The organism is Photobacterium sp. DNB23_23_1, assembly GCF_052873815.1.
The window spans coordinates 172864-196622 of sequence record NZ_JBNNXT010000001.1 but is presented as its reverse complement, the minus strand read 5'-3'; the positions used below and the strand labels follow the sequence as shown (position 1 = coordinate 196622).

20 protein-coding genes are annotated in these 23759 nt (G+C 43.3%); 14 read left to right on the top strand and 6 right to left on the bottom strand.

Annotated elements, in window-relative coordinates; genetic code table 11:
* Nucleotides 1-3: 3 nt before the first annotated feature.
* The 8 genes from ACVA53_RS00790 (at nucleotide 4) to ACVA53_RS00755 (ending at nucleotide 8296) form a co-directional block, all read left to right on the top strand.
* Nucleotides 4-966, top strand: a complete 963-nt coding sequence (locus tag ACVA53_RS00790) for a D-2-hydroxyacid dehydrogenase (RefSeq protein ID WP_446504280.1) — start codon at nucleotides 4-6, stop codon at nucleotides 964-966.
* 22 nt (nucleotides 967-988) lie between these two features.
* Nucleotides 989-2029, top strand: a complete 1041-nt coding sequence (locus tag ACVA53_RS00785) for an aldose epimerase family protein (protein ID WP_446504279.1) — start codon at nucleotides 989-991, stop codon at nucleotides 2027-2029.
* Between the two features lie 478 nt (nucleotides 2030-2507).
* Nucleotides 2508-3827, top strand: a complete 1320-nt coding sequence (locus ACVA53_RS00780; RefSeq protein WP_255044549.1) for a PTS sugar transporter subunit IIC — start codon at nucleotides 2508-2510, stop codon at nucleotides 3825-3827.
* Nucleotides 3828-3861: 34 nt separating this feature from the next.
* Nucleotides 3862-4170: a PTS sugar transporter subunit IIB gene (locus tag ACVA53_RS00775; protein WP_255044550.1), complete on the top strand. Its 309-nt coding sequence runs from the start codon at nucleotides 3862-3864 to the stop codon at nucleotides 4168-4170.
* A gap of 69 nt (nucleotides 4171-4239) precedes the next feature.
* A complete protein-coding gene (locus ACVA53_RS00770; RefSeq protein ID WP_446504278.1) occupies nucleotides 4240-5655 on the top strand; it encodes a glycoside hydrolase family 1 protein in 1416 nt (471 codons plus the stop codon).
* Nucleotides 5656-5674: 19 nt separating this feature from the next.
* Entirely contained in the window at nucleotides 5675-6619 is a 945-nt protein-coding gene (locus ACVA53_RS00765; RefSeq protein WP_446504277.1) for an ROK family protein, read from the top strand.
* Nucleotides 6620-6630: 11 nt separating this feature from the next.
* Nucleotides 6631-6966 (top strand): PTS lactose/cellobiose transporter subunit IIA, encoded by a 336-nt coding sequence (locus tag ACVA53_RS00760; RefSeq protein WP_255044553.1) that lies wholly within the window; start codon nucleotides 6631-6633, stop codon nucleotides 6964-6966.
* Between the two features lie 136 nt (nucleotides 6967-7102).
* Nucleotides 7103-8296: a carbohydrate porin gene (locus ACVA53_RS00755; RefSeq protein WP_255044555.1), complete on the top strand. Its 1194-nt coding sequence runs from the start codon at nucleotides 7103-7105 to the stop codon at nucleotides 8294-8296.
* A 70-nt stretch (nucleotides 8297-8366) separates the two neighbouring features.
* Here ACVA53_RS00755 and ACVA53_RS00750 read toward each other — a convergent pair whose 3' ends face one another.
* On the bottom strand, nucleotides 8367-8597 hold the full coding sequence (locus tag ACVA53_RS00750) for a hypothetical protein (RefSeq protein WP_446504276.1): 231 nt from the start codon (nucleotides 8595-8597) through the stop codon (nucleotides 8367-8369).
* 181 nt (nucleotides 8598-8778) lie between these two features.
* A complete protein-coding gene (locus ACVA53_RS00745) occupies nucleotides 8779-9786 on the bottom strand; it encodes a LacI family DNA-binding transcriptional regulator (RefSeq protein WP_255044557.1) in 1008 nt (335 codons plus the stop codon).
* A gap of 809 nt (nucleotides 9787-10595) precedes the next feature.
* On the opposite strand from ACVA53_RS00745, the gene ACVA53_RS00740 reads away from it, so the two are divergent.
* A complete protein-coding gene (locus ACVA53_RS00740; RefSeq protein WP_446504275.1) occupies nucleotides 10596-14048 on the top strand; it encodes a hypothetical protein in 3453 nt (1150 codons plus the stop codon).
* A gap of 95 nt (nucleotides 14049-14143) precedes the next feature.
* Here the strand turns inward: ACVA53_RS00740 and ACVA53_RS00735 are convergent, their stop codons facing one another.
* The gene (locus ACVA53_RS00735; protein ID WP_255044559.1) at nucleotides 14144-14782 is read right to left on the bottom strand and encodes a CatB-related O-acetyltransferase; all 639 of its coding nucleotides are present in this window, start codon (nucleotides 14780-14782) and stop codon (nucleotides 14144-14146) included.
* A 633-nt stretch (nucleotides 14783-15415) separates the two neighbouring features.
* On the opposite strand from ACVA53_RS00735, the gene ACVA53_RS00730 reads away from it, so the two are divergent.
* The gene (locus tag ACVA53_RS00730; RefSeq protein ID WP_255044560.1) at nucleotides 15416-15622 is read left to right on the top strand and encodes a hypothetical protein; all 207 of its coding nucleotides are present in this window, start codon (nucleotides 15416-15418) and stop codon (nucleotides 15620-15622) included.
* Nucleotides 15623-15754: 132 nt separating this feature from the next.
* Here the strand turns inward: ACVA53_RS00730 and ACVA53_RS00725 are convergent, their stop codons facing one another.
* Both ACVA53_RS00725 and ACVA53_RS00720 read right to left on the bottom strand, forming a co-directional pair.
* On the bottom strand, nucleotides 15755-16312 hold the full coding sequence (locus ACVA53_RS00725; protein ID WP_446504274.1) for a DUF1439 domain-containing protein: 558 nt from the start codon (nucleotides 16310-16312) through the stop codon (nucleotides 15755-15757).
* A gap of 206 nt (nucleotides 16313-16518) precedes the next feature.
* The gene (locus ACVA53_RS00720) at nucleotides 16519-17631 is read right to left on the bottom strand and encodes an NADH:flavin oxidoreductase (protein ID WP_446504273.1); all 1113 of its coding nucleotides are present in this window, start codon (nucleotides 17629-17631) and stop codon (nucleotides 16519-16521) included.
* Nucleotides 17632-18037: 406 nt separating this feature from the next.
* Between ACVA53_RS00720 and ACVA53_RS00715 the strand changes: the two genes are divergently transcribed.
* The 4 genes from ACVA53_RS00715 to ACVA53_RS00700 all read left to right on the top strand — a co-directional run bounded on the left by ACVA53_RS00715 (nucleotide 18038) and on the right by ACVA53_RS00700 (nucleotide 22240).
* Nucleotides 18038-18454, top strand: coding sequence for a hypothetical protein (locus ACVA53_RS00715; RefSeq protein ID WP_255044566.1), 417 nt, complete (start codon nucleotides 18038-18040; stop codon nucleotides 18452-18454).
* Nucleotides 18455-18523: 69 nt separating this feature from the next.
* Nucleotides 18524-19699 carry an amidohydrolase gene (locus ACVA53_RS00710; RefSeq protein ID WP_446504272.1) on the top strand — a complete coding sequence of 392 codons (1176 nt, stop codon included), beginning with the start codon at nucleotides 18524-18526 and terminating at the stop codon, nucleotides 19697-19699.
* 110 nt (nucleotides 19700-19809) lie between these two features.
* Complete coding sequence (locus ACVA53_RS00705; RefSeq protein WP_446504271.1) at nucleotides 19810-21156, top strand: MATE family efflux transporter; 1347 nt, start codon at nucleotides 19810-19812, stop codon at nucleotides 21154-21156.
* A 202-nt stretch (nucleotides 21157-21358) separates the two neighbouring features.
* On the top strand, nucleotides 21359-22240 hold the full coding sequence (locus tag ACVA53_RS00700) for an NAD(P)-dependent oxidoreductase (protein ID WP_255044570.1): 882 nt from the start codon (nucleotides 21359-21361) through the stop codon (nucleotides 22238-22240).
* Between the two features lie 544 nt (nucleotides 22241-22784).
* Here the strand turns inward: ACVA53_RS00700 and ACVA53_RS00695 are convergent.
* Nucleotides 22785-23171 carry a hypothetical protein gene (locus ACVA53_RS00695; RefSeq protein ID WP_255044618.1) on the bottom strand — a complete coding sequence of 129 codons (387 nt, stop codon included), beginning with the start codon at nucleotides 23169-23171 and terminating at the stop codon, nucleotides 22785-22787.
* Nucleotides 23172-23759: the final 588 nt, after the last annotated feature.

The window sequence follows — 23759 nt, the reverse complement described above, 5'->3', positions numbered from 1 at the left end:
GTGATGAAAACAATTGTATGCCTTGATGGATATACCCTTAACCCAGGGGATAACCCCTGGGATCCTATTGCCAATCAGGGCAACTTCACTTGCTACGACCGCTCGACTGACGGACCAGAGCAAATCATTGAGCGAGCAAAAACTGCCCACATTCTGATCACGAACAAAACACCGATCACTCAGGAGATAATTGACTGCTGCCCGAGTCTTGAATGTATCGCAGTGCTGGCAACGGGTTACAATGTGGTGGATGTCGATTACGCGAAAGCAAAACAGATCCCAGTGATGAATGTGCCCGTCTATGGCACTGATACCGTTGCCGAAATGGTATTCGCCCATATCACGCACCTTGCCCGTAATGTGGCAACAAACAGCGATAATGTACGAGATGAGCTCGGCTGGACAAATAATGTCGATTGGACCTATTGGCTAAACCCTCAGATTGAACTGGCAGGGAAAACCATTGGGATTATTGGTTTTGGCAACATCGGCCAGCGAGTCGGTGAGATAGCTACAGCATTTAAAATGAAGGTGCTGGCACACGATGAGTACGCGCAATCATTGCCAAACTATCAGCACACCATGCTGGATCTTGACTCAGTACTGGCTCAAGCGGATTTTGTTTCATTACATTGTCCTGCCCTACCCGCAACGATGAATTTGATGAATGCACAAAAATTCGAGCTGATGAAACCGACAGCCTTCCTTATCAATACTTCCCGTGGGCAACTTGTGGTTGAAGAGGAACTGGCAGATGCACTCAACGTAGGCAAAATTGCTGGTGCAGCCCTCGACACTCTTTGGCAAGAGCCACCTAGGGCGGACAATCCGTTATTGACCGCTCAAAATTGCACTATTACCCCACATATTGCCTGGGCAACGCTTGACGCTCGCCAGCGCATAATGAATATGGTTGCGGACAATATCCGCTCCTTCCTTAATGGGACACCGCAAAATACCGTCTGATAAAACAGATTGAGGCCAAGCAATGCACATTGAACGTTTAGCTTTTGGCACTTTTTATAATCAGAGTGTCAATCAGATAACACTGTCTAATGATAATGGTATGTCGGTGTCTATTTTGGAACTTGGGGGGATCATTACCCAGCTCAATGTACCAAACGCCGATGGCGAAATAGCCGACGTGGTACTGGGGTTTGACAGCCTCCCTCCCTACATCAAAGACTCTCACTACTTTGGAGCATTGATTGGCCGGGTTGCAAACCGTATTGAAGGTGCACAGTTTGAACTCCAAGGCGAAACCATCAAAGTAGATGGTAACGCCTATCAGGGTAAACATTGCGTTCATGGTGGTCGATTTGGCTACCATCGCCGTGTATGGAAGGAAACTGAGACCGAGCAGAAAAACAGTGAGACCTCTATCACCTTCAAACTACTTGATGCCGATGGTGAAGAAGGGTTTCAGCACAACATCGTCGTGCTAGCTACTTATACACTGTCCAACAGCAACACATTAGCGTTAAAGTTCAACGCTTATGCTGATGGGGTAACTCCCGTCAACATTACGGCCCATAGCTATTTCAACCTGTATGGACATCAGGCTGGTTCAATTAAAAATCATAAGCTTACGATCTTTGCGAATAAACTATTGGAGCAGAAAGAAGACCGGATACCAAATGGTAATATTATCGCACTAGATCGGTCCGATTTCTGTTTCCAAAAGCCGAAGCGCCTTAATGGTGACGTGGAAAGAGGATTAGAAATCAACCACTCTTATGTATTCAACCATTCAGTACATGAAACAGGGCAGCTCAAAAAAATGGCCCGCTTAGAAGGTGATGGGCGAGTATTAACTATCTTCTCGAATGAAAAAACTCTGCATTTCTACAATGGCCACAACTTGGACGGTGTTGATGGCAAGGAAGATGTTCATTATCCAAGGTATGCCGGCCTTTGTCTCGAACCGAAAGGTTTCGTGAATGGTATCAATGAGGCTAACTTTCCTTGCACCGTCATCGACCCGTCAAAGAACTATGAACACACCATCGTGTATGATTTCAGTCAGTAAAATTCACCTAATTTGATATGGTGAACGGTTAACGGCCATCGCCGGTGATGAATCTCTCCTTTATATATCAAAAGACAAAATGTATACCCAAGTTACCTGGGTATACATTTAATAAAATCCGCCCCCCTCCTCCCAGAAGGAAATCAGCCAGTTAACCCCATCAACAGCGGCAAATCACATCCGTATCGCCTTTGTCCTTTTCTCCGCTCCATATAAAGTAAAAATCAACAACTAGATGTTAAACCATAATGTATAAACAGCTTTTGGATACCAACCATCTATTGCTGTTTAATCATGATGTGCCCTTCTAACTGTTTCAAATTAAAAACATCGACCTCGTCTTATCTTTAAAGCCAGTACGAGATTTATTTGTGAAATTGATCAAAAATCCAAACATCCAGACTGTAACCGGTTACCGTAACCGGTTACAGTCATTGCATAGATTAGAGCTTATAATTACAGAAAGGAGACTGAATCAATGAGTACACAAGCAGCTAGTTTGCAAAGTACGATGATGGATAGAGTAAATAGATTCCTACCCACTATATTAAAATTTGTTAATTCAAAGCCAATTACAGCAATCAAAGAAGGCTTCATGTTAACCATGCCTTTGACAATAATTGGCTCTTTTTTCCTTCTAATTGCATTCGTACCAATTGATGGTTACAACGAATTCATGGCTGGAATATTTGGCGAACAATGGGCAACACCTTTATTTCAGGTTGTCGGTTCTACATTTGATATCTTAGCGTTAATTGGTGTCTTTGGCATAGCATTCACCTATGTTAAATATGAAGGACATAATGGTATTAATGCTGGCGTTCTTGCAATAGTTTCAATGCTTATTGTGATTAATGCCTTTATTGTTGCTCCTGATGGAACAGAAATTGGCGGTGTAATACCAAAAGCCTTTTTAGGTGGTAAAGGTATGATCGCGGCTATATTAATAGGCCTATCTGTTGGCTGGATATATGCGCAGGTTCTTAACCGTAATTGGGTAATTAAACTACCAGAAAGCGTACCTGAAGGTGTTTCAAATGCGTTTAAATCACTAATTCCAGGTTTTATTATTATTTCTCTTGCTTTTAGTACTTATATTTTCTTTGATCTTGTATTCGATAAAACCTTTATTGAAACCATTTATGTCATAGTACAAACACCGCTTCAAAGCATGTCAGATTCATTTTTTGGCGCTGTAGGCATAGCATTACTTATCTCACTGCTATGGTGGTGTGGTGTTCACGGTCCAGTTATCGTCATGGGTATCATGGGACCAATTGTTACTGCAAACGCACTCCATAACCAGACATTAGTGACAGCGGGTGAAGCGCTAATCGCTGGCGATAATGCGAAAATTGTAACTAACCAGTTCGTAGATCAGTTTATTACCGTGGGTGGCTCAGGGCTTACCTTCGGGCTTGTATGTTGCATGGTGATGTTCGCACGCTCTGCACAATATAAACAGTTAGGTCGCCTGTCTTTAATCCCTGGAATTTTTAATATTAACGAGCCAATAATCTTTGCCACACCTATTATCTTTAACCCAATAATGTTTATTCCATTCGTACTTGCACCAGTAACATCAGCCGTAATGGTTTATAGCGCAATTAGCTTTGGCTTGGTAGGTCCGTTTACAGCAGTACAAGTCCCTTGGACAACCCCGATGATATTAAGTGGATTTATTATTGGTGGCTGGAGTGCAGCTTTGCTTCAAATCAGTATTTTCCTGATGACCATATGTGTGTATTTCCCATTCTTTAAATATCAAGATAAGTTAGCTGCTCAAGCTGAAAAATAAATAACGCTATAATAAAATAATTAAGGTAATTAAAATGAAAAAGATTCTACTTCTATGTGCTGCCGGCATGTCAACATCAATGGTTGTGAAAAAAATGAAAGAGTCCGCGGTATCAAAAGGACTTGATGTTCATATTGAAGCGCATGGTGTTGAAACAATCTCAGATTATTTAACAGAATACGATATTTTCTTGTTGGGCCCTCAAATTAGATTCAAAAAAGATGAATTACAAAGACTAGCCGATCCAATTGGTAAGAAAGTTGAAGTTATCGATATGCTTGATTATGGCATGTTGAAAGGCGAAAAGATCCTTGATGATGCTTTAGCACTACTTAATCAATAACATTTGTTAATACGCGTATCAAACGACAAATAGATACGCGTATCAATCTTAAAATTAAAAGAGATTAATATGAAGTTTTCAAATGAATTCTTATTTGGCGCGGCCACAGCTGCTTACCAAGTTGAAGGTGCGTGGGACCAAGACGGTAAAGGTATAACGAACTGGGATGAATTTACTAAAATCCCAGGTAAAACCTTCGAAGGTACGAATGGCGATGTCGCAGTTGATCACTATAATCGTTATAAAGAAGATATTGCTCTGATGGCTGAAATGGGCCTAGAGTCATACCGATTCTCTATATCATGGGCACGTATACTGCCCAATGGTACTGGAAAAATAAATCAAAAGGGCATTGATTTTTATAATAAACTTATTGATGAATGTCTCAAGCACGGCATCGTTCCTTTTGTAACCTTGTACCATTGGGATCTGCCGTTACCATTAGAAAAAGATGGCAGCTGGTTAAATAAGAAAACTGTCGATGCTTATGTGGAATATGCCAAGGTATGTTTCGAAGCCTTTGGAGACCGTGTTAAACACTTCATTACCTTTAACGAAACGGTGGTGTTCACCGCGCTAGGTTACCTTACTGGTGCACACCCACCAGGTATCACTAATGATCCAAAGAAATACTTCCAAGCCACACATAATGTTTTTTACGCCCATGCTCGCGCACTGATCGAGTATAAAAAACTTAACCAGTATGGTGAAATTGGCTTGAGTCATGTCTTCAGCCCAGCGTTTAGTATTGATGACTCAGAAGAAAACCAGTTTGCACAACTGCATGCAAACCAATTTAATACTAACTGGTTCTATGATCCTATCCTACTTGGTAGATACCCTGAATATGTTGTTCACGAACTTGAAAAATTAGGCTACGTTCCTGAGTGGACACAGGAGGAGTTAGATACCATTGCTCAAGCTGCACCATTGAATGACTTCATGGGACTAAATTACTATCAGCCACAGCGTGTTGAAAAAATTGATTCTTCCTTCCAAAGTAAAGAACTAACCCGTGAAAACTCGACGGGGTCACCTGGTAACCCAAGTTTTGACGGTGTTTATCGTACCGTAAAAATGGATGATAAGCGCTATACAAAATGGGATTGGGAAATTTCACCAGAAGGTTTTGTTTCTGGGCTAAAAATGCTCAAAGAGCAATATGGACAAATTAAGTTATATATTACTGAAAATGGTTTGGGTGATGAAGATCCCATCATTGAAGGAGAAATCTGTGACATTCCACGAATAAACTTTATCAATGATCACTTAGTTGCAGTAAAGGCTGCTATCGATAACGGGGTGAATATAAAGGGCTATTACGCATGGTCAGCAATTGATCTACTGAGTTGGTTGAATGGCTATAAAAAGCAGTACGGCTTTATTTATGTCGATCACCAAAACGGTTTGGAGCGTAAAAAGAAAGCATCATTCCATTGGTTTAAAGATGTTATCGCAACACGTGGTGAGAACTTACATAAATAGGCACTAGTGGTTGATAATAATGAAAAAAGAGCAACTATATCTCGCTTATGATATTGGTGGCACCAACATCAAATATGGCGTACTAACCCAAGATGGAAAAATTCTTGATAAAGGGAAAGTCGAGACAGAACTAAATGGTGAGGCCATTATTGATTGTCTTGTTGCGATTAAGGAAAAATATAGCCATTTTTACCAGTTAAAAGGTGCAGCAGTTTCATTACCAGGTTTCATTAATGTCGATACCGGCTATATGCAAACAGGTGGTGCAATAGATGATTTTTATGATATTAACTTTAAAGAAATCATGACAAAGAAACTCTCAATGCCCGTTGAGATTGAAAATGACGTTAACTGCGTTGCTCTTGCAGAAAAATGGTTAGGTAATGCGACGAAGTCAGAAAATTTTCTTTGTATTACATTAGGAACCGGTGTTGGTGGCGCAATATACTTTAATGGCCAGCTGATCAGAGGGCACAGATATATGGCTGGTGAATTCGGCTATATGTTAACGCGTGATTTTTTTGCAAACCAAGATTTGCCCGCAACCATGAGCTTTACAGCTTCGGTTAAAGAAGGCTTAAGACACCAATATATACTTCGCAAAGGTGAAGTCATGCTCGAGGAAGTGTCAGGGAATGATATTTATACGTTTGCTAAAGCGGGTGATGTTATTGCGAAAGATGTTATTGAGTCATTCTATGAGCATATCGCCATTGGTTTATATAACTTAATTTTCATTTTAAACCCAGAAAAAATAATTATTGGTGGTGCCATTAGTGAGCGACATGAAATTTTTGAAAAAATAATAGACAAGATACAAACCATCATCAATCATGATAAAGCGATAAATAATACGCAAACTTCAGATTATGTAAAAATTGAACCAACAAAATTTAACAATGATTCTGGTCTTATTGGCGCAGTCTATCATTTTATAACAATGTCTAATTCTAAACAGTTTTAAAGGGAGAGAATATGAGTGTATTAGTAGGTGAGGCGCTAGAAGGCACCGTTATGGAACTGATCATCAACGCTGGTGAATCAAAATCATGCGCGATGGAAGCACTGCGGGCAGCTAAAGCCGGTAGGTGGGATGAAGTTGATAACCACATGACGTCATCAGCTGCGGCAGCTAAACGTGCACATGATGTACAGACACAATTAATTGGTTTAGATGAGGGTGAAGGTAAAGTACCTGTAAATCTTATTATGGTTCATGCACAAGATCATATAATGACGGCCATGCTAGCAAAAGAGCTTATTGTTGAGTTAATTGATATCCATCGAATGTTACTAAAAAATAGTAATTAAAATAATTATCACCAATGCCTTATTTTAAATTACCCCATATTTATGGGTTAGTCTTACGTATTATTATAAATAAAATACATGCAACAACTGTTGTGTAAGAGCTTGTTACATCTTTAATTTTGTTAGGGTTTAAAAAATGAAACTATTACCATTAGCCATAGTAATATCTACACTGTTGGCAACATCAACTACTTTTGCCAAAGAAGTCGATTCGGATAATGATTTAACATTTACTGGTTATGCTCGCTATGGTCTGCATTATGCTGACAATGGAAACGATTATGTTCGGGCTGATGGGCAAATGTCAGACAGCGCTGCAGGCCGATTAGGTAACGAATCGAACGGCGGCGAATTCCAGTTTTCTAAAGGGTTTAACGGTAGCAATGGCACTAATTGGGATGTTGTGTTGATGCTGGAAAATTGGTGGAAAGAAGATGGTGAATATGGCGATATTGCTCTGAAGAAATTTTATACGGGCGTATCGGGTGTATTTGCATCACAGCCAGATCTTTATATCTGGGCAGGTAGAGACTTCCACCAACGCCCGCAACAAGGGATCAATGATTACTTTTGGATGTCTCATGATGGGCAAGGTGCCGGCTTCTATAATCTCAATCTTGGCGGTGTTTATTTCGATCTGGGCGCTGTTGGTCAGACTGCTGATGAAGGCACAGGTGATAGTGGTAACTATGCGATTACAACTAAACTTCACGGCATTAATTTAACTGACGATTTGGGCTTAACACTTTATGCTAACTACGGCTTTTCTTCTGATAAAGTAAAAGACTCGGCAGATCCGGGTAGAGAAGACATCACCGCTTATCAAGTTGCCGCAGTTTTAGACTATAGCGGCCATAACTTCATGATCCGTTACTCAAACAACTCTGATACCTCGGTATTTAATAAAACAGATGACCTAACCATTTGGTATGCAAGTTTAGAAGGTGCATTTGACCTAGATGATCGTACGGCTATCGAGTATTTAGCAGGTTTCCATAAGTACGACGGTGATGATAAAGCACTAAACCGAACAAACTATTCCGCAATTGTTCGTCCAACCTATGCTTGGACAGATGTGCACTCTACTTGGTTAGAGGCTGGGTACTCATTAGTTGATTACGATGAATCTGATGAAAACTCCGCATGGAAAGTGACGCTCTCTCAGAATATTAGCTTCGGCAACAGCTCATCTGATCGTCCAATGCTGCGTTTTTATGCGACTGTCGGTGAGGCCGAGAATAATGTTGATGCTAAGACGGGTTCTTTGAAAACCAAAGATATCGATCGAGACACATTTGCAGTGGGTGCAATGTGGGAAGCTTGGTGGTAATCATATAGTTACAAAAAAGAGCAGCAAAATGCTGCTCTTTTTTTTATTCGAAGCAAAAAATAAACAACACCTAAAGATTGACACTTTTCCTTTGTGAGCAGATTAAGCCATATCGCTTGGCATCAATACAGATCCCTTTCTCTACTTTACTTTCATTGACAATACTACATTGATGTGTAACCCGTTTTAATTCACAAGCCTGTTGTACATCTTTTAGTGTTGGTACTGCCGTTTGCATAATTACCGCCATGGCTGGTGCAGCGATGAAAGCTGCCATTGAGATAGAGATTAACCATTTCATATGAGCATCCTTGAGTATGTTTTCCAGAGTAACAACTTAATTCTAGACATTACATAAAGAAGTGCATATTTTATTTGCATAACTATGCGTTAAGCGGTACGAAATTGAGAGTTCTAATCATCTGATAGGTGCATAACAAAAAGGCCGTAATAGGCCTCTTAAGCTTAAAATGCGAAGCGTGTTACGTGTTTGGGGGTGTTGCTGAATGACGAACAATGAGCTCACCAGTAAACAGTTTCGACCCATTAGTGACCTGTTTACCTTCAGCTAATTCCTGCGCGATTTGCATTGCGTGAAGGGTCATTGCTTTTATTGGCAACTCTACCGTCGTTAGCGAAGGGGTGACAAATGCACTTTTCTCTTGATTATCAATACCGACAACGGAAACGTCTTCCGGAACCTTTATACCTGCATCAGACAGGGCCTTCATTACACCAATTGCAATATCATCGCTAGCAGCAAAGATAGCACTAAATGGAACCTTGACCTTTAGGAGCTGTTGGCATGCATCATAACCACCGTAAACCGTAAAGTCTGGGCAGATAATATGACGATCTTGTGCTACAAGTTGATGTTGCTCAAGCTTTTCTTCAAAAGCTTGAAATCGCAATCGCGTTGTCGGCGTTGTCGGCTCTGGTCCGATATAAATAATATCTTTATGGCCAAGGTCGATTAAATGCGTAATGGCAATTTGTGCAGCATGTGTATGATCAAAACCAACAGTATAGCCTGCCGATGCAGGGAGATCACGGCCGACATTGACGATTGGTGTTGAGATCGAGCGCTTAAGAGAAATGATGTCGCTTACGGACATCTTTCGCGTGTACAAAATGATAACGTCGCACTTTCGATCGGCAAGAAAATGAATGGCTTCTTTCTCTCGTTTAGCGCAGTTATGACCATCTGTTACAATGAGCTGCTTCCCTGTCTTTTCAGCGGTTTGAGATGCTTGTTTCAACAGTCGACCAAAGTAGTTCCCATCAAAATCAGACAGAACGATGCCAATGCTGTTGGATTTATTCGTAGCAAGAGCTTGAGCTAATGAGTTAGGACGAAAGTTGAGCGCATCCATTGCCTCGAAGATAGCTTTTTTGGTTTCTTTACTCACTTGGCCTGTGCCATTAATGGCTCTGGATACAGTCGCTTTCGACACTCCGACCATTTTACTTATGTCGTTTATTGTTGCCATGTAAACTTCTCGATATATGAACGCTAGCCAGCAAACTTATTATATTTTCTTATAGCCAGTATGACATTACTTTGGATCATTGTAATCGGTTTCTGTATTACCGTCATTCCACAGCTATTCTTTGGTGATTTATAGTGTGATCAGTAGATAATCAAGGTCAAAAAAACAACAGCTATAGTATAAAGGAAATCTGTTACGCAAGAATGACTCCCCAGAAGCAAGAGTTAACAAAGATCAAAACTGTCAGACACATCAGCTATGGGTAGTCAGTTGAACATCAGAGGCATGAAACTAGAAAGATCTGTCCTTGACCCAATCAAGATTCACACCACTTCCTGTTTACTCTAGGCCAGTGTAAGCATCAAAAATAACAAGAAGAGTAAATAAAAGTATCACCACCAGAAGCGCAGCGAAATTCAACACGCAAGTAAACTCTGAGTAAGGAAGTATATTGTTGAATACGAAATAACGGGCTTATAAACACCATTATGCTTGCCTTTAATGTAATCCGTCAGCACTGGCCCCATTTCATACTGATGATTTATATAAAATTCACTCTTTTAAAATATCAAAGTCACCACTATGAATTTATAATATCGAAATAACGAGAGCTTGTATGCAAACCAGTAATGTTAAATATACCCAAAAGTACCAACTGTACGTAGAATAAGGTGTTATCTATCACTTCAGCTCTCCATTAATTGGTAAGTACCGTTTGGCTTAGCTGTCGCTGTTTTAACGTAGTTTTATTCACCAAAGGCTCAATGACAAAGGTTACCACTCCCTTTTGTCTGTCGTAGAGAAAAAATATGCCCCTCCTTAGCAAAGTGACCCCATTCAGTTTACTCTTGAGTGCCGCCCTAACATTAACTGGCTGTAACGCTGATAGTCAGCACGACGACGATGATGATAGTTTACACCCAGACATCGGAACGGGTGTGTGCTCATCCCCTTCCATTGAAGCATTGCAACAGCCGTTAGATATTCATTTTGATGATTGGCGTTTTGATGCCGGCAATGCAGACTGGGTTGCAACCGCGCAGGTTGCAGGAAAGTACGCCGCAGCCAATAGCAAAACGCTGTCCATCGAGCTCCGTGATATCAACCAGAAGATTGAAACAACCATCACTGCCGATAGAATTATGCAATCAGTCCCTGACGTTATTCTAACGTCAGACAGTCAAATCTGCGCAATGAGCTTAACCCCATCTGGTCGCTTCCTTTATTTCGCCGTATGTGGTGACGACCAAGACGCCATCTTTGCCTATAACACCAATACCGACTCATTATCACTGTTTGACCAGCGCATTCTCTCTAGTCAACGCCAGCCACGCTTGGGAATGACGTATTTTCAAGGGCAATTATTCGTCGGCAGCGATAAAGGCGTTTATCGCTATAATGCAGATCGTAACGCTGTATATGACGGGGCGGGAAGAGGGAACGGTGAGTTAATCACTACCGATTCAGCAGTCACTGGCTTAGCGGTTGATATGCTGGAGGCGACACTCTACGCCACCACATCAACGGGGCTATACCGCTTTTCTCCACAGGAAAACACGGTTAATCAAATCAGTGACATTACCGAGATCGAAGCCATCACCTTAGGCCGGGTCTACGGCGCAGAAAACAGTGGGGGGTTATACCTTTTACAGTGTAAAGCCGATGATAAAGAACAACGGCTTTGGCATGTTGGCCTTACTGAATTACGGGATACAGACAAGGTCACCCCACAACTCTATCACCGTGAGGTAGACACCGCCCTGAGTGATATCAGTGCTACCGCTGACGGACGCATGATGCTGGCCCAGTCAAACGTTAAGATGATGTTTGAGCTTGGCGATCAACGTTTAAGTTATGATGACTGGCTGCTCAATGAACTTGATAGCTATAAACAAGCGATCTTCAGTCTCGTTGAAGGCGGCGGTATCCCTGGCACCGGTAATCAGCACGATAAGCCCGGCATGCTGTTACGCAAGATATCAGCATTCGATAAAAATCCCAACAAAACACCGATTGCCGATAATGTCGGTTGGGCGCTATTCCTTTTGATGGCTATCGATCAAGTTGCACCAGATCCGGATATCGAAAAGGTTATCGAACTTCTGATCCGCACCCATGCTGGCCTTACTCCGGGCCATGGTGGCGAGCGAACTGTCGATGGCCACTTCATTCGCGTTTATCGAAATGACGGCACCGTCGACGGAGAAAGTAACCCCAACACTGGTCAACTTCGCTCCCAACCTCAGGTATACGTAAGTATGAAGTTCTTGCCAGCGGCAATCAAAGCGGCAGAACTCTACCCTGACAACGCAAATCTGCAGCAATATCAGGAATACCTCCGCCAACTATTTAAGCGCTCCTCGGACGTTGTCGCGGCGCAACAAAGGATCACTTGGACTAACGACGATCATGGTCCAGTGCCTACAGGAGCAAAAGGCACAAACTTAATGGCGAATGAAACTTGGATCTTCGGTGATATTGCAGCCGCACAAGATCCCTACGTAACGTCAGATTACGCCCGTTATACCTATGATCGCGAAAGCTTCAAAATTGATGATTACCTAAAAGGCGAACCCGTAATCAAAGCTTCCCAGTCTGCATTTATCATCATGGGCGCAACAATGATCCTTAATCATCACTACTATGATGATGGCTGGAAAGAGCAGAACCGAAATTACTATGGCCTCACGATGGCGGAAACCGACGATATGGGCGCACCATACTTTGCCGCCTTCTCTGCTGGCAATCATCCGCCTTGCCCAACCGGTGACGAAAATTGGTGTGGTACGTATTACAACGATGGCCCCTCTGACCATCCTAATGATATTTTGCACTTCCCTGCAGTACTCGGCTTTGGCCAGCACCAACTAACGGCCCCTGTGGTAGGGGGATATATGGCTTATCGGGACGGTCGCCGCCAAGCAATGAATAACGCCTCAGGCGGAGAGTCCATCGAAATGCTCACTCGTTGGTCAATGGCGCTGGATGACTTTACGATGGATTCAGTTGGTATCGCTGACTTCTGGTACGGGGGCGTCGGGTTGGCAGAGGCCATCGCCCCCGGCACCATAGATAAACTGCGTGGTGATTTTTACCGCCCTTATGTGCAAGAGCAGGACGGTAAACTTATCTTTTCAAACATGACTCCCCGTCGTGTAATTGGCATTGATTCAAATGGACAACGTACCGATTACGGCTATCAAATCGCCCCATTTTCTCTTCCAAGAAACCACAGCCACTATGAAGTCATTGATCCCGAGGGTGACTGGATCGAATTGGAAGATACCATTGCAGAACTTGAAGGGCGAACCAAGCAGTTTACCAATCCGACCTTCCTACGCAACCTGCAAGGGTGGCAGAAAGTCGGCGGGGGGAATGCCGAGGTTGTCTCTGGCTTCACCGGTAAGGCCGTTCAATTGACAGCACAAGGCGAAACCTATGTAAACCAACCGCTGGATGTATCACTGGCTTTAACAGATAGCCGCTACCTTGTCGAAGTCATCGCAAGTGGTGACGGAAATGGTGCGCTACGGCTACGCTGGCGCGCAGACAAAGATATGAACAGCGCTCTTCTAAAAGAAGAAAGCGTGGACATTACAGGTTCAAATCCTCAGCCTCTAAGGCTTAAAAGTCACAAGCCTGATGGCGCAAATTACCTCCATATCGAGTATGTCGCCACGGAGGGCAGCGTGATGTTTGAAAACACGGCTGTCATGCTTCGTGGGGCTGATAGCCCAATCGAAAACGGAGGGTTTGATCAGGGCTTTTCTCATTGGTCGCCTGGCGATGGCGTTGACATAATAGACGCACCTGAATTGGCAACATCGGGGACTAAAGTACTGGAATTTTTCCGTGGCGCTGGAGTAATGCGATCTGCCAGTGTGGGGCGCAATTTTGACATTTCAAACGACCCAATTGGTACCCGCTACTTGTTTCGGTTTGACTACGATGCAACACAAGTCGAAGATGTTCAGTTCACAGGTCATATCGAGGTCCTTGATGAGGATGGCGAAAGGGTTGTATTACGACAAGATATTGTGGACTTAACACCGGGAAGTCAGGGAGAGCGAACATTTACCATTCGTAAACGGCCGACCGATACCCACTTTCTTCTAACATTAGAAATGAAGCAATTAGATGCGAACGCGCCGGCTGCGCGTATTTTCATCGATAACTTTCGCTTAGACAAGGAGCGCCTATTCCATCCCTCAGATTGTGTGATGGATAGCCCTAGTGGCTGCTTACCGTCACAACATAAATAGGCCGTGTTATTGTTTTACTCTCGGTAACAAGTCATTGGTGGAGGTCATTTCCACCAATGATTTTTTTTGTTCTTATTTATCTCCAGGCTCCAATACTACTCTCTTTTATCGTAATCAAGATGGGCTTTTTCCAGCACATCGATATCATCGCCACAGATCATATCTTTTAGAGCCTGGATCTTACTCTCGGGCCAATCGTAAATATTCAGGGCCAGTAACCGCTCAATGGTATCTGGCGTAAAACGTTTACGAATAGTTTTCGCAGGACTACCACCGACAATCGCATATGGCTCAACACCTTTGGTGACCACACTATTGGCGGCAACAATTGCCCCTTCACCAATAGTCACGCCCGGCATGATCATGGCACGCATACCAATCCAGCACCCATCGCCAAGGTGAGTATCCCCTTTCGACTGGTAAGCTTCGTCAATTTTGTCCATAAACGGGTAAAGTGAAAACCAATCAGCGCGATGAGTATGGTTTCCTCCCATCAAGATCACAGCCTCAGCCCCAATACAGACATAATCGCCGATATAGAGCTTATCGATTTCCCAGCGCGGTTCACGATGACAAGTTTGCTCATCGCCATGGAGATAACGCACGACAGAACGCTCGAAACCATTGTCGTAAGCATCGCTGTAGTAACTGTGAGTGCCTTTGATGGAAACATTTTGGTTTTTGACGGTCTCATGGAGCATTTCCATTTTCGACCAATGCTTATTGTTCGTCATCGCTTAGTTCTCTTTAAAACAGAAAAAACAGTTAGCCGATGAAAAGCAATTCAAGACCATCAACCAAACGTCCGCACCTGCAAGTTATTACGGCGAACATGAGTATATCTGTATTGGTGGTCTCGCTTTATTCTTCGGCAGTAAATAATTGAAGTTTATCTACTGCCTGCACTAAGCGACTTGGGGCTGCTTGAGGTAAGCCGTTTTGACAACGAAGATGCAGGTAAGCTTGCGAGTTAACATCAACATCTTGTGCACCTCCGTAATTGAATGGGTTCGAATAATTCAAGTACGGCTATCTTAGCGATATAACGCTTTCGGTCAATCTTTGCTTGCACGATGAAGCAGAAAACTAACGTTACCGTATAGAACGTAGCCTTCGAAGAACGGATAGAGCAGGACGTTCGAGAATACAGTGCTGATACTATGCATTTTCAGCAGGACACAACAATAACAAAAGCCCCAAACAACAAAATTAAGCCCTTGAAAATCATCACCCTTAAAAATAAACATCTAGAAGCACTACAACACCTAGCATAAGAAAAATTGATCAAGCTCAAGCCACCCTATCAATTTGTCTTATAATATAGCTAAAATAAATTTGAATAATTCAAATAATAAAGGAAAGTACACATGGAATTTTCACAGCGTTTTGTTAAACCTATTGTCGCTATATCGGTAATTTTGGCTGGTTCCGCTATTGCGACTCACATCAAGTCTCGTAATAGTGATGAGCTTGATTTAAAAAGTTCAACAGAATGCCTAGCTGAAAGTCTAGACAAAAGTTGCAATGATAGTCATAGCGTTCGTGACACTAATGGCTATGTTCTGGTGAAGTAATTCAAATACAGTGCTGACTGCAGCATAATTTCATCCCTACAATACGAAATTATCCGCTGTCGCAAGAGTGGAAATAAAAAAGGATTAGCTGTCACGCTAATCCTTTTTCTTGATTTGAAGCGTTAATAACGCTTAATCAAACAAGTCTATCACTAGCTTATTGTTCTTTATGACCAAATTTGGCTCGGCCGATTTGATTAAGGCTTCCTGCACTGTTGAACTATCGAGCTTGTACACCGGCTGTTTTGATAGCGCGTAGCCAATCATGGATACCGCAGGTTTTAATAGTTTTTTGATTTCTGGGGTAAGTTGTTTGCTACTTTCATCAAAGCGTTCTAACCGCAGTGATTTTAAATAAACCTCACCGCTGTCTTTGTCATATTCAGGAATAGCACTGAACTCGACATCCAAATCCAACCCCATGCTTTTCATTGTTAACATTTGTACCTGCGCATTGGTACTGGCAAACACAGACACCCGATCGGCATCAGCCCGGCCAATTTTGACCTCTAAATCATCTACCGCGACTTCTGCATACATCACATTTTCAACCCCCACAGATTGATCCAGACTGACGGAATCTTGCAGGTAGTTAGTCATATCTTGTTCTGAAATGCTGTAACTGGCGCAGCCCCCAAGCAAAGCGGCAGCCAATGCCACAGAAAGTATTTTGGCTTTTGTTTTTATCATCAATCACTACTCTTAGCTATCACCTCTTCTATTGTTAGCACAACAATAGAAAAGTGTTTCTATGCTTTGTTCTATTGTCATCAATACAGCATCTCTGCCAGCATCAAGTCATCGTGATGTCAGTATTTCATGGCTAACGACCAGATCAAAAAAGCCAGCAATATTTTGCTGGCTTAATCATCAACCGGTACAGAAATCTGCCGAATTTACATTTGAGCGAGCAGTGACTTTCTTTCCTTGTTCACCACACAGAAGTTTCCGCGCTTGGTACGACACTTCGAGCAACGCTCACACTCAACCGGTGCTCTGTCACCCTCTTTCCAACGCTTAATCAAATGCGGCTCAGACAGCAAAGGACGTGAAAGCGCGAAATACTGGATAGTAGTGTTTGCTGCAATCTTCTCTATCGCCGCAATATCCGTTAAGCCACCCACGGTGATCACAGGTACATTCACTTCTTGGCTGATAGCATGACCGTATTCATGAAAATAACCTTCTGCCTGGAGAGTGTGCCCATCAAAAGACTGGCCGATCATACTGTTTGCTTTGCCGTGAATATTGCCAGAGATGATAATGGCATCGACACCAACTTTCTCGAGCTCTTGGCAAACAATGCGGGTCTCATCGAAGGTCAAGCCACCTTCAAAAAACTCTGAGGCCGTCAGTTTGACGAGGATTGGAAACTCATCACCCACCAGCTTTCTGGTTTCAGCGTAGATCTCCATCAAAAATCGCATGCGGTTCTCTAGGCTACCACCGTACTCATCTTCACGGCGGTTGTAATATGGGCTTAGGAACTGATTGATCAGATAAGTGTGGGCTGCATGGATTTCCACTCCATCAAAGCCGGATTTTTGGGCTCGCAAACTCGCTTCAGCAAACGCTTTGACGATGTAATCAATGTCGTCCTTGGTCATCGCCTTGCCCAGTGTTTGGGTACCTATTTCAGGTACTTCACTTGGAGCAAGAATAACCCTATCGCCGAGGTTAAAGGTTGTTTTTGTGCCTCCGTAAGCTAGCTGCATGACAATTTTCGAATCATTAAGATGAACCAGCTCAGTCAGTTTCTTGTATTCATCGATAAAGGAATCATTGTAAATCCCCATCATCCCTGCATTGGGCTTTTCTTCTTCAACAATGTTTGCATAACCCGTTACGATCAGACCGACTTCACCTTGCGCGAGTTCTTCATAGATAGCGTAAAGCTTATCCGTCATATGGCCATCTTCTGTCGCCATATTTTCCCACGTCGCACTGCGCATGAAGCGGTTCTTTAATGTCATACGGCCAATACGGGTTTCACTAAACAAAGTGCTCAAATCCAATCCTCTACAAATATCGTGTGGTACACAAAAAGTGGTGGCTGATATTACAGAGGATCTGCATGGCAAAACTTAATCTAGATTAAGTAAAAGCGATACGTCGCACCATAATCTACGCCGAGCCGCGAATAATCAGCTCAACACCGTATTTCCTGTCGTTAACTACCAAGTGCCTGAAGGAACCTATTTAGCTTGGATAGCTCTCAACCCATTAAACATCGATATGGATGCTTTGATCACAGCAATCAAGCAAATACAGCCGTAACCAAAACAAAATAGCGATGACAGACTCACTGGCATCGCTACCTCACAGTTTTCATTCAATAACAGCATATTCATAGTGACTAACTATTCATTTTTGATAACCTTATCACCAACAGTAAACGATTGAGGTAACAAAGGAATGGTACTCACACTGCTAGGCGTTGTTTGTGGTTTACTGACCCTGTTGGCAATCAAAGAGCGCGGGCAATTTCGCAAATTATTTGGTGTAAGTGCACTTATCACATCATTCATCACGAGCTTTTTCTTGTTTGAACACCTTCAGGAAGAAAGGCGTCTTCGCGCTCTGACACCTTCAGCGCCTCAGTTTGCATTTGAAACCTATGCGCCCGACGAGTTCCTCAATACCGAAGGGGATCATTTCAGTTTAGAAGATCTCGAAGCGATCGCTTCCGAACTTGTTCGCCAACTACAAGAATCTGAAAACCACATCCATTCTCTTCAGCAACGGCTTGATAGTAAAAGGCAATTTATTTTGGATAATTGGGATGATGAACTTCCTGATGAGCTAAATATTAGTAGCGAATCCCTGCGATAGCCATCACACTTACCTCCAGTGATTCGGCGTAATATATGCAACTTACATACTATAGCTGCACAGAATACTATGATTACGCCGATTGATTCCTTTGACCCTATCAACTTTCGCCACTTCCTTCATCAATACCCCGAGCTTTCTCACCATGAGCGTCAAACCGCTGATGTGATCAACCAACAGCTGCGCCAGTTTGGCCTTGTCCCGAAAGCTGACCTCGGAGGACACGGTATAGTGGTGGAATTTGACAGCAAAAATCCCGGTGAAACCAGCCTGTTTCGCGCCGATTTCGATGCCCTGCCAATACATGAGAATGCCTGTCACCATTATGCCTCTCGTCATTCCGGGATCATGCATGCCTGCGGCCATGACGGACATACCGCTTCCTTGATGATGGTCGCCAAATACCTCTGCACACATCCACCGGTCACAGGCAGGGTTCTGTTACTGTTCCAACCGGCAGAAGAGACCGGATCCGGCGCCACGGCAATGCTTCAAGAACCTTGGCTAGCCCAACAACATATCGATAATGTCTTTGCTTACCATAACCTGCCCGGTTACCCGCTCAATACAGTCGTCATAAAACCCAATACATTTGCCTGCGCCTCAACCGGCGTGAGTATCGAGCTGTTTGGCAAAACCTCCCATGCCGCCAAGCCCGAAAACGGTGTGGCCCCAACTTATGCGATGATGGAAACCATCAAGTTGATCCAACAATTGCCTGAGCAGTTTCCCGACGTATTCGCATTAACTACCGTGGTGCACGCCTCTCTTGGCGAAACGGCTCAGGGCAAGGCTACGTTCGGTACCGCTCCGGGTTATGCCAAAGTACTTGCGACACTGCGCAGCGATAGCAGCGAAACCTTGTTGATGATGAAGTCGCTTATAGAGCAACAAATCGCCACCCAGTGTCAGCAGGAACAGCTCGGCCTCAAAGTATCGTGGCAAGAATGGTTCAATGCCGCCGTCAACTCACAGCCACATTGCCAGCAGGTTATCCACCAAGCCCGAGGGCTTGGCCTTCCCGTCAATATAGTTGAAGAGCCAATGCGATGGTCGGAAGATGTGGCGGAATTTCTGGCTAAGTGGCCCGGCGCCATGTTCTGTCTTGGCAGCGGTGAACAACATCCGCAGCTGCATAACCCCGACTATGACTTTCCGGACGCGCTTATCGCCACAGCCAGTCAGTTATTCTGTGCATTGATTGAAGAAAAGCACGGCAACATGAGTGACATGCCGATCGATTAACAAATCGGAACGATTAATCGACAAGAAGGCTCTAGAACTTAGCGGATGGATTGAAATATAATAATACAATTATTCACCTTTTGAATCCCTTTATGCAACAAGGAGCCCTCTTGCACCTCTCTCCATTTGTTAAGAAAAACCTCACAACCGCATGGCCATTGGCTATGAATGCACTGCTGATGCAGTCGATGTTATTGATTGACACTGTATTGATCTCACCACTTGGAGAAGTCCCTGTTGCTGCCATTGGTATTGCCACTGCCATTGTGGCTTTCCTACTCGGTTTTCAGAACGCGCTAGCAAACGGCACCCAGTTGGTGATCAGCCGGGCATATGGTTCAGGCCGCTCCGAAGCGCTGAGCGACTCGATCCTAAGTGGCATGGCAATAAACTTGGGGGTTGCAACGCTATTTTCGATGTTGCTGTTTGTGTTCGGGGAGCAATTGGTTGGCCATATCACCCAAAATCCTGAATTGCTTAAGTTAACAGTTGGTTATCTTAATATATCCACCTTAACCTTGCTGTTCAGCGCCATCACCCAAGTTCTGATTGCAGGTTTCAATGGGCTAGGTAAAACCAAGATTCCTTTTAAAGGCTATCTGATTGAATTACCGGTTAATGCCGTGGCGACGTATCTGCTAATCCATTCACTTGGCTTGGGTGTTTTGGGCGCGGCATTAGGCAGTTTAGTCGCTATTGTCGTGCGCACCATTTTCCTTGCTTATTGCGTCAATTTAGATGACATGTTTACCCTGCGCAAGCCAGAAAAAATCAGCCGTTTCGTTTACCTCACCAAGCGCCATTTTATTGAAATATTTCCGATTGCGGCCAATATGGCCATGCTGGCCGTCGGGGCGACTATCTACCAACTGCTTTATTCGCAGCTAACCCTATACGCCTATGTTGCCATCACCTTGATCATGCCGTGGATCCGTATGGGTACCCAAGTGACAACAGCTGCAGCCCACTCAACCGCTATCCTGATCAGCCAAGCCATCGGGGCCAACAAACTCGATGATCTGCGAGAAAATGTTGATACCAGCATTAAAATTGCAGTGATACTGTCTATCATCACTTGCGGCTTTTTCTTTGTGCTCAGTTTGTGCCTGCCGTTCATCTATCCAGAGATGAAACAGGAAACCTTCCAGGCACTGGCGATCACCGCCCCACTCTATATCTTCCTGCCCCTAGTCCGTGGCTACAATACCGTCCACGGCCACGCCTTGCGGGCCTTGGGCAAGACCAAAGCCGTCTTTGCCATCAATTTCTCTGGCCAATGGTTGGTGTCATTGCCACTGCTAGCACTCTTGCTCCAATTCTTTGATGCACCGCTGTTCTGGGCGTTTGCCATCATGCCATTCGAAGAATGTATCAAGGCAATTCCATTCCGCCACTTAGCACGCAAGACCCTCAATGAGTTCGACCAAGACAAAGCCTCAGAGCTGAACTACCACTAACGTACTAAACTCTTAGGGGAGAAAAATCACCTAGCACGACATCTCGCCTGTTCACAATTCAGAATCAGCTTAGATCTGGCTCAGATCAAAAAACTGTGAACTGGCAAAGATTTCAAAGCAATCTACATTTGCTTTAAGGCGAACAGACGTATATCCTTAAGCCAAATAGTCATACAATAGTATTTTTTATTAGGAGTCTGAAATGACTAAACCAGTAATTGGTTTCATCGGTCTTGGCCTTATGGGCGGCAACATGGTTGAGAATCTTCAAAACCGTGGTTACGAAGTTAACGTAATGGATCTTAACAAAGATGCAGTTGCTGCAGTTCTAGCTCGTGGCAACGCATCTGAAGCAGCTTCTGGTAAAGAACTAGCTGAGAAAAGTGACATCGTTATGCTTTGCCTAACAACTTCTGAAGTTGTTGAAAAAGTTGTATACGGCGAGACTGGTATCCTAGCAGGTATGTCTGAAGGCAAAACACTAATCGACTTCGGTACATCTATCCCAGCTTCTACTAAGAAGATCGGTGCTGACCTTGCTGAGAAAGGCGCAGGCATGATCGATGCTCCTCTTGGTCGTACTCCAGCTCACGCTAAAGATGGTCTTCTAAACATCATGGCTGCTGGCGACATGGAAACGTTCAACAAAGTTAAGCCTGTTCTTGACGATCAAGGCGAAAACGTATTCCACCTAGGTGCGCTAGGTTCAGGTCACGTTACTAAGCTTGTGAACAACTTCATGGGTATGACGACTGTTGCAACTATGTCTCAAGCTTTCGCAGTAGCTAAGCTAGCAGGCGTTGACGGTCAGCAACTATTCGACATCATGTCAGCTGGTCCTTCTAACTCTCCGTTCATGCAGTTCTGTAAGTTCTACGCTGTAGACGGCGAAGAAAAGCTAGGTTTCTCTGTTGCTAACGCTAACAAAGACCTTGGTTACTTCCTTGCGCTTTGTGAAGAGCTAGGCACTGAGTCTCTAATCGCTCAAGGTACTTCTACTAGCCTACAAGCTGCTGTTGATGCAGGCATGGGTAACAACGACGTACCAGTTATCTTCGACTACTTCACAAACCTTAAGAAGTAATTCGAACATAATTTAACGACGGCGCTGCAGCTTTATTGCTTCAGCGCCGTTTTTTATTTGGGGCTATTATTACTGAGCCTAACTCACTAAATTTCATCTCATTAATAATGAGACAGCCTTCCTTGATAAAACCAACGCAAAATCTGCACCTCCGCTTTCAGGTTGTATGCCGCCCCACCCCGCAAACTCACTCTTGATCATTGATGGCCATAGCCACACTCATCCCATAGCGGTATGAATTAAACCGCCTCACCTGGTAATAGCTAAGTAAGCTAGTAATTTCAGCTGTTATGCCAATCTGAATAAGTAGTTGATCTATAGATTACGCAGGAAAAATTGTTGTTATCAAGGCGGAAGTTGCAGTAATACCAATCAGGATAAATACTTGATGACTGAGGCGAACAAAAAACAGTAATGCAGCCATAGAGGATTGTTATGGTGGCCTTGAAGCCACCATCAAAGACTTATCCTCGCCGTTTGACGAGGATTGCTGTGTCAGACATTAAAATCAAATAGGTACGACAAAAAGAGTGATGCTGACCATTTAGAAATACACTCGGAAACCAGCCCTTGCTTCCAGCTCAATATCAAGTTCATCTAAGTACACTGCAGGCGTCAAATCAACATAGAAGCCCATTGGACGTACGCGGAACTCTGCACCGATCCCCGGAGTGATCGCCACATAGTGTTTATTTCTATCTACGTATTGCCCACCCAGGAACAAGTAAAGTGGCGTACCTTGTACGCCGTAGGTTTTATTTACACCAACACCGAACTGATCATCAAGGCTGACATTGATTCTAAAACCGTTGTGCTTCATGTCGACGCCCCAGAATGGGTCGCCCACTGAGAGGCCAATACCAGTATCAGCCTTCGCGGTCATTGATACACACATACCCATAGCTAAAATGACGGACATTATCTTTTTCATGTTGTTTCCACTGCGATAAAAGGCAGGATCTTAAAGCGACGGAAACGATAAAATGTTAAGAAATAAAAGAATTTACTGACATTTTACAGTTCAGGTCAGCTTTTATACTCCAATGAACAGGGACTAATCAAAACAAAAGCAGGTCACTGCTAGCAATTCAGATACTCGTTCTTTTACCAACCATTCACACAATCAATAACTCAAAAAAAACTACTACTTGTATCTCAAATTTATGGCTGTTCCACACCTACAAAGCAATGTAATAAAATTACAAAATAACAACTACGATTCTAATATGAGCATAATACACACAATTTTCGTGCGTAATTCATACATAAATTCACCACGCAAGTCAGTAACAGTTCAATTATGTGACAATCATCACTAATTATTTATGGTGCCATCAAGGATAAAATGTGACCATTATCACTCATTATTGATAATCATTATCAATAATGGCTAAATGAAAATTTAAAACAGCCTAAACTTGTGACAATAATCACATCAGCCTGAGGTGTGAGCATTTTATTGCGTGATATGGATCACTAAACGACCGACAATCATGCTTTTTTGAAATTTTGTGATACA